The organism is Streptomyces sp. MH60 (genome assembly GCF_002939385.1).
Classification (GTDB): Bacteria; Actinomycetota; Actinomycetes; order Streptomycetales; family Streptomycetaceae; genus Streptomyces.
The window spans coordinates 184,934-197,649 of sequence record NZ_MULI01000004.1 but is presented as its reverse complement, the minus strand read 5'-3'; the positions used below and the strand labels follow the sequence as shown (position 1 = coordinate 197,649).

The window sequence follows — 12,716 nt, the reverse complement described above, 5'->3', positions numbered from 1 at the left end:
TGCCGGTGCCGGTGCCGGGGGCCGGAGCGGCGGCGAGCCCCGGGGCACCGGCACCGGCGGTCTGGGCGGTGATCGCGCGCATGCCGGAGCCGTTGGTCTCGTGCATCAGGCGGTCCACCGCCGCCGTGCCCGAGCTGTAGCCGGTCCCGGTGGCCGGCCCGGGCACGGCGGCTCCGCTCCCGGCCCCGTAGAGCACCTGCTCCAGGCCGGACACCAGGCGACGCACGTCCGTCTGGGGGCGCACCACGAGACGCAGGAAGCGGCTGGACGAACCGATCTTGTTGCCGCACTCCCGGACCAGCACCCGGTGCTCGGTGAGCATGCGGTCCCGCACGACGGTGCCCTCCGCGCCCACGGGGAGCCGGACGAAGAGGAAGTTGCCCTGGGACGGGTAGACGGTCAGACCGGGCAGCGCGGACAGCTGGGCGGCCATCTCCAGGCGGTCCCGGCGCACCTGGTGCAGGCTCCGCGCGTACTCGGGACCGTGGTCGCGCAGCATGAACACCACGTGCTCCGCGAAGGAGTTGAGGTTCCACTTGGGGAGCATGGCGCGCACCCGGCCCGCGAGCGCCGGGTTGGCGACGAGGTAGCCGAAGCGGACGCCGTGCAGCCCGAAGTTCTTGCCGAGGCTGCGCAGCACGACGACGTTGGGGCGCAGCATCGCCTCCTGGACCACGCTGGGTTCGGCCTCCGCGTCGGCGAACTCCAGGAAGGACTCGTCGATCACCACCAGGTCCCGGTCGGCCATCGCGTCCATGAACTGCACCAGCGCCTGCTTGTGCAGATAGCCGCCGTCCGGGTTGTTGGGGTTGCAGACGACCACGGCCCGGGTGCCCCTGGCCCGGACGAACTCGGCGTACCGGGCGAGGTCGAGGGCGAAGCCGCCGGCCTCCTGGAGCGGGAACATGTCGACCCGCTTGCCGGTCTCCATGGGCTGGTCGGTCCAGCGGCCGAAGGTGGGGACGGGGACGGCGAGGGACTCCCGGACGAGCAGGTGGTCGATCCAGGTGATCAGCTCGGTGGAGCCGTTGCCCATCGCCACGCACTGCGGCGGGAGCTGGAGCAGGCTGCACAGCTCGGCGGTGATGGTGTCGGCGCTGCTCGGGTAGTACGTGACGATGTCGCGCAGCCGGCCGGCCAGCTCGTCGAACATCGCCGGGGTGGGGAAGTACGGGTTGCAGGGGATGCAGAAGTCCACCGGACCGGCGCCCGCCGCCTCGCCGCTCTCCCGCGCCAGCGCCGCCATCGAGGGGCTGTGCGCCGCGGTGCTGCGGAACAACGAGGTGACGTTGCCGGACAAGTGGACCTCCGTAAGTGGGCGGCCCGCGCGGGGGCACGGGCCGCCCCTGTATACGGAGACGGACGGGGCACCGTTCAACGTGTGTGAAGAAAGTGTGCCCGCGCCTCAGTCGTCGCCTAGGCGTCGAAGGAGTGCACCGTCGACGTCCGGTACGTCTCGCCGGGCCGCAGCACCGTCGACGGGAACGACGGGTGGTTCGGCGAGTCCGGGAAGTGCTGCGTCTCCAGGCACAGGGCGTCGCCCTGGCGGTAGAGGGAGCCGCCGGTGCCGGTCAGGGTGCCGTCGAGGAAGTTGCCCGAGTAGAACTGGAGCCCGGGCTGGTCGGTGGCGATGCGCAGGGTGCGGCCCGAGGCGTTCTCGCGCAGGGTGGCGATGTGCTCGGGGCGGTCGGTGATGCCCTTGTCGAGCACCCAGTTGTGGTCGAAGCCCTTGGCGGTGACCAGCTGCGGGTGGGCGTCCCGGATGTCCCGGCCGATCGGCTTGGCCCGGCGGAAGTCGAAGGGCGTGCCGGACACCCGCGCCAGCTCGCCCGTCGGGATCAGACCCGCGTCGGTGGGCGTGAAGCGGGACGCGGCGATCGACAGCTCGTGGTCCTCGATCGTGCCGCGGCCCTCGCCGGCCAGGTTCCAGTAGACGTGGCTGGTGAGGTTGACGACGGTGGCCTTGTCGGTGGTGGCCTCGTAGTCGATGCGCCAGTCGCCGCGCCGGGTGAGGGTGTAGGTCACCTTCGCCTTCAGCGTGCCCGGGTAGCCCATCTCGCCGTCGACGCTGGTGTAGTGGAGCACCAGGCCGGTGTCGGAGCCCTCGGTGAAGGGCTCGACGTCCCACACCCGGTAGTCGAAGCCCAGGGCGCCGCCGTGCAGGGAGTTCTCCCCGTCGTTGACGGAGAGCTGGTACGCCTTGCCGTCCAGGGTGAAGCGGCCCTTGGCGATGCGGTTGCCGTACCGCCCGATCAGGGCGCCGAAGTGCGGGCTGCGGGCGACGTAGTCGTCGAGGTTGTCGAAGCCCAGGGAGACGTTCGCGTAGCGGCCCCGGCGGTCCGGGATCTCCAGGGACTGCACGACGCCGCCGTACGACAGCACCTTCATCCGCGTGCCGCCGTTCTCCAGCGACCAGCGGTACACCTTCGTCCCGTCGGCCAGTTTGCCGAAGAGTTCCTTCACCGGTTTCCTGCCTCCCGACGCGTGCGCCGTGCCGCCGACCGCGGTGGCGGCCACACCGGCCGCGGCCGCCGACGCGATGACCGTTCGTCTGCTCAGTTCCATACGTGCGGCTCCTGTACTTCCGTGAGAAGAAGCGGGCCCCGCCGTGAGTGGCGGGGCCCGAGATCCGTTACGAACCGACCCTGCGCTTGTTCCACACGTCGAACCCGACCGCCGCCAGCAGCACCGCGCCCTTGATGACCTGCTGCCAGTCGGTGCCGATGCCGACGAGGTTCATGCCGTTGTTCAGCACACCCAGGACCAGACCGCCGATGATCGCGCCGAGGACCGTGCCGACGCCGCCGCTCATCGACGCGCCGCCGATGAACGAGGCGGCGATGGCCTCCAGCTCGAAGTTGAGGCCCGCCTTGGGCGAGGCCGCGTTGAAGCGGGCGGCGAAGACCAGACCCGCCAGGGCCGCGAGCATGCCCATGTTCAGGAAGACCAGGAAGGTGACCTTCTTGTCCTTCACGCCCGACAGCTTGGCCGCGGGCAGGTTGCCGCCGATGGCGTAGATGTGGCGGCCGATGATCGCGTTGCGCATCAGGTAGCCGAAGCCGACCACGAGCACGCCCAGGATGAGCAGCACGATCGGGGCGCCCTTGTAGCTGGCCAGCAGCAGCGTGACCACGAGGACCGCGGCGATCAGCGCGACCAGCTTGAGCAGGAACAGCTTGACCGGCGGTACGTCGAGGGAGAACTCCTGCTGCCGCTTGCGGTCGCGGACCTCCTGGTACACCACGAAGGCGATCAGGGCGAAGCCCAGCAGCAGGGTGAGGTTGTGGTAATTGGTGTTCGGGCCGACCTCGGGCAGGAAGCCGTTGGCGATCTTCTGCAGGTCCTTCGGGAACGGGCCGAGGGTCTGGCCCTTGAGGAAGATCTCCGTCAGACCCCGGAAGAGCAGCATGCCCGCGAGGGTCACGATGAACGACGGTATGCCGAGATAGGCGATGAAGAAGCCCTGCACCGCGCCGGCGGCGGCGCCGATGGCCAGGCAGAGGATCACCGCCAGCGGCCAGGGCAGGTCGTGGTTGACCATCAGGACGGCCGCCGTCGCGCCGACGAAGGCGGTCAGTGAGCCCACCGACAGGTCGATGTGGCCCGCGATGATGACGAGCATCATGCCGATCGCGAGGATCAGGATGTAGCTGTTCTGCAGCACCAGGTTGGAGACGTTGCGCGGCAGCAGCAGGTCGCCGTCGGACCACACCGCGAACAGCACCACGATCAGGCCGAGGGCCATCAGCATGCCGTACTGGCGCATGTTGCGGCGCATGCCGTCGAGCATCAGCTGCAGCAGCCCGCCGCCGGAGGCCGAACCCTCTCTGCCGGGCGGCGCCGGGGTCGGGGTCTTGGCGGTCACGTCCGTGCTCATCGGCTTACCTCTTCGTCCTTCCGGTCCAACTTGTCCTTCGTCATCTGCCGCATCAGCGCTTCCTGCGAGGCCTCGGCCCGCGAGAACTCACCCGTCAGCCGTCCCGCGGCCATCGTGTAGATGCGGTCGCACATGCCGAGCAGCTCCGGCAGTTCGGAGGAGATGAACACGACCGCCTTGCCCTCGGCCGCCAGGCGGTCGATGACCGTGTAGATCTCGTACTTGGCGCCCACGTCGATGCCGCGCGTGGGCTCGTCCAGGATCAGCACCTCGGGACCCGCGAAGATCCACTTGCTGAGGACGACCTTCTGCTGGTTGCCGCCGGACAGCTTGCCGACCGGCTCGAAGACGGTCGGCGCCTTGATGTTCATCGACTTGCGGTAGCCCTCGGCGACCTGTCGCTCGCCGTGCTCGTCGACCACGCCCCGCTTGGAGACCTTGCCCAGCGCGGTCAGCGAGATGTTCCGGTTGATGGTGTCGATGAGGTTGAGGCCGTAGTGCTTGCGGTCCTCGGTGACGTACGCGATCCCGTGCCCGACCGCCTCCGGGACGGTCTTGGTACGGATCTCCTTGCCGTCCCTGAGCACCGTGCCGGCCGCGTGCCGGCCGTAGGTGCGGCCGAAGACGCTCATCGCCAGCTCGGTGCGGCCGGCGCCCATGAGTCCGGCGATGCCGACGATCTCGCCGCGGCGCACCTCGATCGAGACGTCGTCGACGACCTTGCGCTGCTGGTCGATGGGGTGGTGCACGGTCCAGTTGCGGATCTCCAGGGCCGGCGCCGTGCCCTCCTCGGGCTGGTGCGGGGTCCGGTCCGGGAAGCGGTTCTCCAGGTCGCGGCCGACCATGCCGCTGATGATCCGGTCCTCGGTCGTCTCCGCCGCCTTCACGTCGAGCGTCTCGATGGAGCGCCCGTCGCGGATGATGGTGACCGAGTCGGCGACCCGGCGGATCTCGTTGAGCTTGTGCGAGATGATGATCGAGGTCATGCCCTGTTCCTTCAACTGAAGGATCAGGTCGAGGAGTTTGCCGCTGTCCTCGTCGTTGAGCGCCGCCGTCGGCTCGTCGAGGATGAGCAGCTTCACCTTCTTCGACAGCGCCTTGGCGATCTCCACCAGCTGCTGCTTGCCCACGCCGATGTCGGCGACGCGGGTCTCGGGGTGCTCGTCGAGACCGACCCGGCGCAGCAGCTCGGTGGCGTGCTTGAGGGTGTCGTTCCAGTTGATCAGTCCGCGCTTGGCGTGCTCGTTGCCGAGGAAGATGTTCTCCGCGATCGACAGGTACGGCACCAGCGCCAGCTCCTGGTGGATGATCACGATGCCGTGCTGCTCGCTCGCCCGGATGTCCTTGAACCGGCAGGTCTCGCCCTCGAAGAGGACCTCACCCTCGTAACTGCCGTGTGGATGGACGCCGGAGAGCACCTTCATGAGGGTCGACTTGCCGGCGCCGTTCTCCCCGCAGATGGCGTGGACCTCGCCCTGGCGAACGGTCAGCGTGACGTCCGACAGCGCTTTGACACCGGGAAAGGTCTTGACGATCGAGCGCATTTCCAGGACGGGTCCCGCCATGGTCGTGCCTTCCAATCCTTGATGGGGCCCGGTTAGTTGAGCTGGCCCGCGGTGTAGTAGCCGCCGTCGACCAGGATCTTCTGGAAGTTGGACTTGTCGACGCTGACCGGCTGCAGCAGGTAGGCCGGGACGACCTTGGAGCCGTTGTCGTACGACTTGGTGTCGTTGACCTCGGGCTTCTTGTCGTTCAGAACCGCGTCGACCATGTTCGCGGCGACCTTGGCGAGTTCGCGCAGGTCCTTGAAGACGGTCTGGGTCTGCTGGCCCGCCTTGATCGACTTCACCGAGGCGATCTCGGCGTCCTGGCCGGTGACGACCGGCATGGCCTTGCTGCCGGAGCCGTAGCCGTCCGACTTCAGGGCGGACAGGATGCCGATGGAGATGCCGTCGTAGGGCGAGAGCACCGCGTCGACCCGGGCGCTGCGGTAGCTGGAGGTGAGCAGGTCGTCCATGCGCTTCTGCGCGGTGCCGCCGTCCCAGCGCAGGGTGGTGACCTGGTTGAGCGCGGTCTGCTTGGAGCGGACGACCAGCTGGCCCTTGTCCATGTACGGCTTCAGGACCTTCATGGCGCCGTTGAAGAAGTACTTGGTGTTGTTGTCGTCGTTGGAGCCGGCGAACAGCTCGATGTTGAAGGGGCCCTTCTTGCCGGCCTTCAGTCCGAGCTTGTCGACGATGTAGCCGCCCTGCAGCTCGCCGACCTTCTCGTTGTCGAACGAGGCGTAGTAGTCGACGTTCTCCGTGCCGAGGATCAGCCGGTCGTAGGAGATGACCGGGATGTCGGCGTCCTTGGCCTGCTGCATGACGTTGCCGAGGGACTTGTTGTCGATCGCGGCGACGATCAGCGCGTCCACACCCTGCGTGATCATGTTCTCGATCTGCGAGACCTGCTGGTCCGGGTCGTCCTCGCCGTAGACGAGCTTGGTCTTGAGTCCCTTGGCCTTCAGTTCCTTCTCGACGTTGGCGCCGTCGGTGATCCAGCGCTCGGAGGACTTGGTCGGCATCGCGATGCCCACGGTGGCGCCGTCGCTGCCCCCCTTGTCGTCCTCGCTGCCGCCCTCGCCGTTCTGGCCGCAGGCGGTCAGTGTGAGGGCGAGCGAGGCGGCGGAGGCTATCGCGGCGAGTGCGGCTCTGCGGTTGCGCATGGTCATCATCCTTGATGTGAGGACTGGGTCGGCGAGGCAGGTGTGTGGGATTGTGCGCGGTCGTGTCGTCTTTTGTGAAGGGAGTTTCCGGAACGTTATGACGAGATCTCGAACCGGTTGAGCGACCCCGGCAACCTGGTGCCGAGCGGCGCCATGTCCCCGTCCGCCCCGTGCCGGGCGAGCAGGTCCAGGGCGAGCCGTCCGCGCCGCACCCGCTCCTTCGCGGTGGCCAGCGTCAGTTCCCGCAGGTGGTGGCCGTACGGATAGATCCCGGGCGCCTTGGACAGGCCGAACTTCAGGTACAGCGGGGCGCCGCGCCGGATCAGCTCGGCGACCTCGTACATGCGCACATAGCCGCCGAGGTCGTCGGGAGCCTCGATGTACATGTCCATCGGCGCGGCCGAAACCCGCCGTATTTCGGTCAGGTGATCCAGCGTCAGGTCGCTGGGCACGTTGATGGAGTCGGCGCCGAGCCGCTCGTACACCGCGTACGAGGCCGGGTTGACCGGTCCCACGAGCGCCGAGAGCTTCAGCGTGGTGTCGGCGGGGAGGATGCCGGCGCCGCGGGCCCGGTGCAGCGTCCACAGCACCCCCTCGTCGGCGACGAGCAGGCACGTGACGCCCAACTCGGTGGCCCGTACGGCGTCTTCGACGCACCCGGCGACCGCGGCGTGGCCGCGTGCGCGCAGGCCCGCGCCGCCCGAGTCGGTCCGGGTGGAGCCGCCGATGTCCCAGGTGCCGCGCGGGCCGGTGAACAGACAGAGTTCGATGTCGCGTTCGGCGGTGGCCTCGACCATCTCGGTGATCTCGGCGTCGGTCAGCATCCACACGCCGCTGCCCTGGCTGATCCGGTGGATCGGCACGTCAAGGCGGGAGGACTCCTTGAGCACCACCCCCAGCGCCTCCGGCCCCTCGCAGGAGGGGATCTCGGTGCGCCAGCGGCCACCGCCCGGGAAGGAGTGCGGCGAGGCGTCGGCGGGATCGGGGGCGGGCGCGGCCAGGCCGAGGGCGGTGAGGGCCTGCTCACCGGGCCTGCGTGCGGCGGCCGTGGCGGAAGCGTCGGTCACAAGCGTTCCTTAGTGTTCGATATGTCGGACGAAGTTCGCGGCCGTGGGCGTGGGTGGCGTGGGCGCGCGACGTCCGGTCCGGTGGGTGTACGCCGGTGCGCAGGCCGTCAGGTCGCCCCCGCACCGGCGTACGGCTCAGGGGTGGGCGTCCGGGCGCAGCAGCACCTTGCCGACCTTCGGGTCGCCGGAACCCACCAGCTCGATGGCCTCCGAGAAGTCGGCGAGCGGCAGTTCGTGCGTCACCAGCGGCCGCGGATCGAGCAGACCGGCCGCGAAGACCCGCACCGTGTGCGCCCAGGCGTCCGGCGGCGCCCCGAAGACCGTGTGCACCTCCAGCTGCCGTACGACCAGGTCGGTCGGGTCGAGGCCGTCGGCGCCCGGTGCCGGGATGCCGGTCAGCACCAGCCGCCCGCCCCGGCGCAGCAGCGCGGCGGCGGTGCGGGCGGCGTCCGCGGACCCGGCGGTCTCGATCACGACGTCGAAGTCGTCCGGGAGCGGCCGGTCCTTGGTGCGGAAGCCGGTCGCGCCGAACTGCCGCGACAGCGCCTCCCGGTCACCACGGGTACCGACGACCAGCAGCTCGGCCGGGGAGGCGGCCCGCAGGAACTGCACGGCGAACATGCCGAGCGTGCCCGTGCCGACCACGGCGACCCGCTCGCCGGGCCGGGCGTTCGCCTTCAGCGCGGCGGCGGCGATGCAGGCCGCGGGCTCCAGCAGGGCCGCGCCGGTGAGGTCGGCGTCCTCGGGCAGGACGTGCAGCAGCCGGGCGGGCAGCGTCAGCGTCGGCGCCATGGCGCCCGGCTGGGTGAACCCGGTCTCCTCGTACCCGGCCGTGCACAGCGTCGTCTCGCCCGCGTGACAGCGGTCGCACACCTGGCAGTTGCGGAAGCCCTCGCCCACCACCTTCCGGCCGACGAGCGAGCCCGGCACCCCGGCGCCGACCCGCTCCACGGTCCCGGACCACTCGTGCCCGGGGGTGAGCGGGTAACGCACGTACCCCTCGGGCCGGTTGCCCTGGTAGACCTCCCGGTCGCTGCCGCAGATCCCGGCGGCGTGCACCCGCACCAGCGCCTCCCCGGCACCCGGGTCGCGCGGCTCGTGCGGCACGAGCCGGTGCTCGCCCGGCGCCTGGACGACGACCGCGTCGCTCATGCCCCGGTCCCCTTGGGGGCGCGCTTCTCCCAGCCCTCGGCCCACAGGTCGAACCGCGCCTGCTGCTGCGGGAACTCGGCCGCCGCGTCGGTGTCCAGCTCCACCCCGAGACCGGGCGCGTCGGACAGGTGGAAGCACCCGTCCTCCGGGTCCACCTGCGGCGCGCCCTTGACGACCTTCTTGATCTCCGCGTCCGCGAAGTCGTTGAAGTGCTCCAGGATCTTGAAGTTCGGCGAGGTGAACCCGACCTGGAGGGAGGCCGCGGTGAGCACGGAGCCGCCGACGTTGTGCGGGGCGATCAGCGTGTAGTGCGTCTCGGCGGTCGCGGCCAGCTTCCGGGTCTCCCAGATGCCGCCGATGTGACCGACGTCGGGCTGGATGACGTCCACCGACTGGTCCTCGAACAGCTCGCGGAACTCGATCCGGTCGTGGATGCGCTCACCGGTGGCGACCGGGATGTCGACCTTCTCGGCGACCTTCTTCAACGCCCTGAGGTTCTCCGGCGGGACCGGCTCCTCCAGCCAGGCCGGCTTGAACGGCGCGAGTTCACGTGCGAGCCGGACGGCCGTGGAGGGCGAGAAGCGGCCGTGCATCTCCAGCATCAGCTCGGCGTCGGGCCCGATGGCGTCCCGTACGGCCTCGATCAGCGACACCGCGTAGTTCGTCTGCTGCTGGTCCAGCTCGAAGTGCCCGGTGCCGAACGGGTCGATCTTCAGCGCCCGGTACCCGCGCTCCATGACCCCCTGCGCGGCCTTGTGGTACGCCTCCGGCGTCCGCTCGGTGGTGTACCACCCGTTGGCGTACGCCTTGACCTTGTCGGTGACCTTCCCGCCCAGCAGCTGCCACACGGGGACGCCGAGGGCCTTGCCCTTGATGTCCCAGCAGGCCATCTCGACGACCGCGATGCCGGACATCACGATCTCGCCCGCGCGGCCGTAGTCGCCGTACTTCAGGCGGCGGACCAGATCCTCGACAGCGAACGGGTCGGAGCCGAGAATGTGGTTGGCCTCGGCCTCCTTCAGATAGCCGAGGAGCGCGTCGGTGTGCCCCAGCATCCGGGTCTCGCCGACTCCGGTGATGCCCTCGTCGGTGTGCACCTGGACGTAGGTCAGGTTGCGCCACGGCGTCCCGACCACGTGTGTGCTGATTCCGGTGATGCGCACGGCGGCTGCCCTTCGCTCTGTTCGATATTTCGTCACTCGTTCGAAATGCTGGCGTGACAGTAAGGACGGGGTGCTCGGAGTGTCAATGGGTCGGACACATAACGGTTTCGGCAGTTTCGAAAGCGGGGGAGAGGCCGCCTCGCGCGCTTTCCCACACAACCTTCACAGTGGCCTCTAGGAACGCACCCTTCCCGGAACTTAACCTTCCCGCGTCATGGACTACTGCCACCCGTGCCGACGGCACCTCAACGGCGCCCTCGCCTGCCCGGGGTGCGGCACGCCCGCCCAGGAACTCGGCGCCTCCGACACTCACCTGACGGTGGGTGAGGAGACCCCGCCGCGGCTCGACGACGAGGCGGCGGCCGACGAGAACCCCGAAGACGGCGGGGACGACGCCCCACCCGGCGCCCGGTCCAGCCGCCGTGACCGCAAGGCCGCCGCACACCGCAGGCGCCGCCGCCGGACCCTGCTCATCGCCGCGGGCTTCGTCCTGGCCGCCGGCGGACTGAGCCTCGCCGAACTCGGCATGGACGCCCCGCACTCCCCGGACAAGCCGGCCGCGGCGGGCGGCGAGACGACGGACGGCGAGGCGACGAAAGAGGTGGGCGAGGCGTCGGCGGTCCCGGCCGACGACCCCTCGCGCACGACCCCGACCTCGGGTTCCCCGTCCGCCTCCGCATCGGCGCCGACAACGGGGTCGGCGTCCCCTTCGTCCTCCCCGGAGACGACTGAGTCCGGGACGGCGAGCGAGTCCGCCCCTCCGGCGGCCTCCCGCCCCCCGTCCCCGGACCCCACCCGCCCCTCGGACCCGGACCCGTCGTCCCCCGAGTCCGACGACGACCCGCCCCCGACGACGACCCCCGCCCCGCCGCAGCCCCCGGACCCGACCCCGACGGAAACCTGCGACCGCTTCCTGTGGTGGTGCACGTAAAGGCTCTGGTCGTCAGCGTGAGGTCGGCGTCAGAGGCCAGTCGCGTCCTGCGCATGCGGGACGACCACGATCTGTACGTCGTCCTCGTAGATGACCCGTCCCGGATCTGCGGAACGAAGGGCCCGGCAGTCGACGTCGTGCGCGGAAAGGATCTCCAGATAGCCGGAGACGCGAGCGAGGAGATGAGTGGCCGAGGGCTTGAACCAAGCCGCCGCGCCGGGGTTGATCTCTTCGTCGTAGACGTGGGGGTCAACGGTCGAGGGGTCGGCGTACGCGGCGTCGTACCACCTGTTGCCGCGGCGGCGGAAGGCCTCCTGCTCGTCCGAGAGCCTCCCCTCCCTGGCCAGATTGTTGACGAGCCCGAAAACACCGGTGAAGTGGCCTCGACTGTTCCGGTGAGGCGATTGGAACCGTACGTACTGGACGGCCTCGGTGCCGCTGTCGATCATCCCCATCAACACATCGTGCCACTGCCCCGCTCGTGACCCAACGGCGTCCTGTACGGGGGCACACACGAGCGGTAACGCGTCCTGGACCGACGGCATCATCCAGCACGCACCGCCCCGTCAGAAGCCGAAGGAGTTGTGGCGCGGGGAACGTCGAGGAGGCGGGCCCGGAGATGGTTCGTCTGACGGGTGTTGCGCATCGCTCGCCGGCAGAACAAGCATGCCCAGGACGAGTGCCTACGCGAGGTCGTGAACAGGGCGAATGTCGCCTGATGGGGCAGAGGCTGCATCCCGACGGAACAACGCGGTCCACAGGAACGTCACACCGAAGAGTGTTGAATGGGGCGGCTCCTCCCGCATGCGGCGCAGCTCGACCTCCACCAGGTCAGAGAAGATCCAACGCAGCGATTCGGGTGTGTAAGCGAGGCCGCCCTGCAACTTGCGCTCACGGTAGAGGTCCGCGTCGGCGAGTTCCGAACCCATTCCTCCCTCGCCGGCAGCGAAGCTGGTGAGGGCGAGATGGCCGCCGGGGGTCAAGACGCGGTCGAGGAGACGCAAGTAGCTGACCCGGCGGTGCGGTGGCAAGTGGTGGAAGCATCCTGAGTCGACGACCAGGTCGTACGGGCCGCTCAGTTCGGTTGCGGAGAGAGCGAAAGCGTCACCGCAGAGGAGGCGGACATCGACGCCAACCTCGCGAGCCCGGTCCTCGCCCCACGCGACGGCCACCGGGGAGAGGTCGACCGCGTCCACCTCGAAGCCGCGCGAGGCGAGGAACAGAGCATTGCGGCCCGCCCCGCAGCCCAGGTCCAGGGCCCGACCGGGAGCGATCAGGCCCTGGTCGAGATAGGCGGCCAGGTTCTCGTCGGGCTTCGATACGAAGAAAGGGATCGGCTGTGACCGGTCGGCATAGAAGCGATCCCAGAAGTCCTTGCCGTCACCGGTCGCCAAGCGGCCAGCCTCGGATTCAGATGCGAACAGCCCATCCAAGAGCGCGAGAACATCTTCGACGGTGCGTACGGTCCGGTCCACCCGGCCCCCCTTCGACGAGTGCGATCATAGGAGTGAGGGCAATAAAAGGCCAGGTCAGGTGGCATTTCGCCAGGCATGGAGTGGGCTGCTGCCAGCCCGGGAGGAGATCGGGATGTACCCACTCCAGGCCCCGTCCCCGCGTCCGCCCAAGCGCCCCTACGAGGGAAGCCGAGGCCCGCCCCCGGAGACGCCCGGCGGACTTTTTCGACGGGTTTCCAGCGGCGCCGCACCGCGAACGTGGTCTGATGCGGCACTGGTTGTCATTGGCGGGCGGTGAGGCTTCGGGTAAGCCAGTCACCTGGACCTGGTCACCGAAGTTACTGGTACCAACGCCCGGTCGTCCC

At 69.4% G+C, this 12,716-nt stretch carries 11 protein-coding genes; 1 reads left to right on the top strand and 10 read right to left on the bottom strand.

The features are described 5' to 3' along the window. The 8 genes from BZZ08_RS05645 to BZZ08_RS05610 form a co-directional block, all read right to left on the bottom strand. The coding region (locus BZZ08_RS05645) for a pyridoxal phosphate-dependent aminotransferase (RefSeq protein WP_104631008.1) at positions 1 to 1,300 on the bottom strand (1,300 nt) is incomplete at its 3' end. Between the two features lie 116 nt (positions 1,301 to 1,416). Next, positions 1,417 to 2,565: an aldose epimerase family protein gene (locus BZZ08_RS05640; protein ID WP_198601302.1), complete on the bottom strand. Its 1,149-nt coding sequence runs from the start codon at positions 2,563 to 2,565 to the stop codon at positions 1,417 to 1,419. 67 nt (positions 2,566 to 2,632) lie between these two features. Beyond that, entirely contained in the window at positions 2,633 to 3,877 is a 1,245-nt protein-coding gene (mmsB, locus tag BZZ08_RS05635) for a multiple monosaccharide ABC transporter permease (RefSeq protein ID WP_104631007.1), read from the bottom strand. Further along, positions 3,874 to 5,442, bottom strand: a complete 1,569-nt coding sequence (gene mmsA / locus BZZ08_RS05630) for a multiple monosaccharide ABC transporter ATP-binding protein (protein ID WP_104631006.1) — start codon at positions 5,440 to 5,442, stop codon at positions 3,874 to 3,876. Before mmsA ends, mmsB begins: the two co-directional genes overlap by 4 nt. Positions 5,443 to 5,474: 32 nt before the next feature. Continuing rightward, positions 5,475 to 6,584 (bottom strand): multiple monosaccharide ABC transporter substrate-binding protein, encoded by a 1,110-nt coding sequence (gene chvE / locus BZZ08_RS05625; RefSeq protein ID WP_104631005.1) that lies wholly within the window; start codon positions 6,582 to 6,584, stop codon positions 5,475 to 5,477. A 95-nt stretch (positions 6,585 to 6,679) separates the two neighbouring features. Continuing rightward, the gene (locus tag BZZ08_RS05620; protein ID WP_104631004.1) at positions 6,680 to 7,651 is read right to left on the bottom strand and encodes a hypothetical protein; all 972 of its coding nucleotides are present in this window, start codon (positions 7,649 to 7,651) and stop codon (positions 6,680 to 6,682) included. A 135-nt stretch (positions 7,652 to 7,786) separates the two neighbouring features. Next, entirely contained in the window at positions 7,787 to 8,803 is a 1,017-nt protein-coding gene (locus BZZ08_RS05615; protein WP_104631003.1) for a zinc-dependent alcohol dehydrogenase, read from the bottom strand. Continuing rightward, complete coding sequence (locus BZZ08_RS05610; RefSeq protein WP_104631002.1) at positions 8,800 to 9,966, bottom strand: mandelate racemase/muconate lactonizing enzyme family protein; 1,167 nt, start codon at positions 9,964 to 9,966, stop codon at positions 8,800 to 8,802. Before BZZ08_RS05610 ends, BZZ08_RS05615 begins: the two co-directional genes overlap by 4 nt. Positions 9,967 to 10,180: 214 nt before the next feature. Between BZZ08_RS05610 and BZZ08_RS05605 the strand changes: the two genes are divergently transcribed. After that, positions 10,181 to 10,897 carry an SCO2400 family protein gene (locus tag BZZ08_RS05605; protein ID WP_104631001.1) on the top strand — a complete coding sequence of 239 codons (717 nt, stop codon included), beginning with the start codon at positions 10,181 to 10,183 and terminating at the stop codon, positions 10,895 to 10,897. 29 nt (positions 10,898 to 10,926) lie between these two features. Here the strand turns inward: BZZ08_RS05605 and BZZ08_RS05600 are convergent, their stop codons facing one another. Both BZZ08_RS05600 and BZZ08_RS05595 read right to left on the bottom strand, forming a co-directional pair. Then, the gene (locus BZZ08_RS05600; RefSeq protein WP_198601301.1) at positions 10,927 to 11,352 is read right to left on the bottom strand and encodes a hypothetical protein; all 426 of its coding nucleotides are present in this window, start codon (positions 11,350 to 11,352) and stop codon (positions 10,927 to 10,929) included. 228 nt (positions 11,353 to 11,580) lie between these two features. Next, the gene (locus BZZ08_RS05595) at positions 11,581 to 12,372 is read right to left on the bottom strand and encodes a class I SAM-dependent methyltransferase (protein WP_104631000.1); all 792 of its coding nucleotides are present in this window, start codon (positions 12,370 to 12,372) and stop codon (positions 11,581 to 11,583) included. Positions 12,373 to 12,716 lie beyond the last annotated feature (344 nt).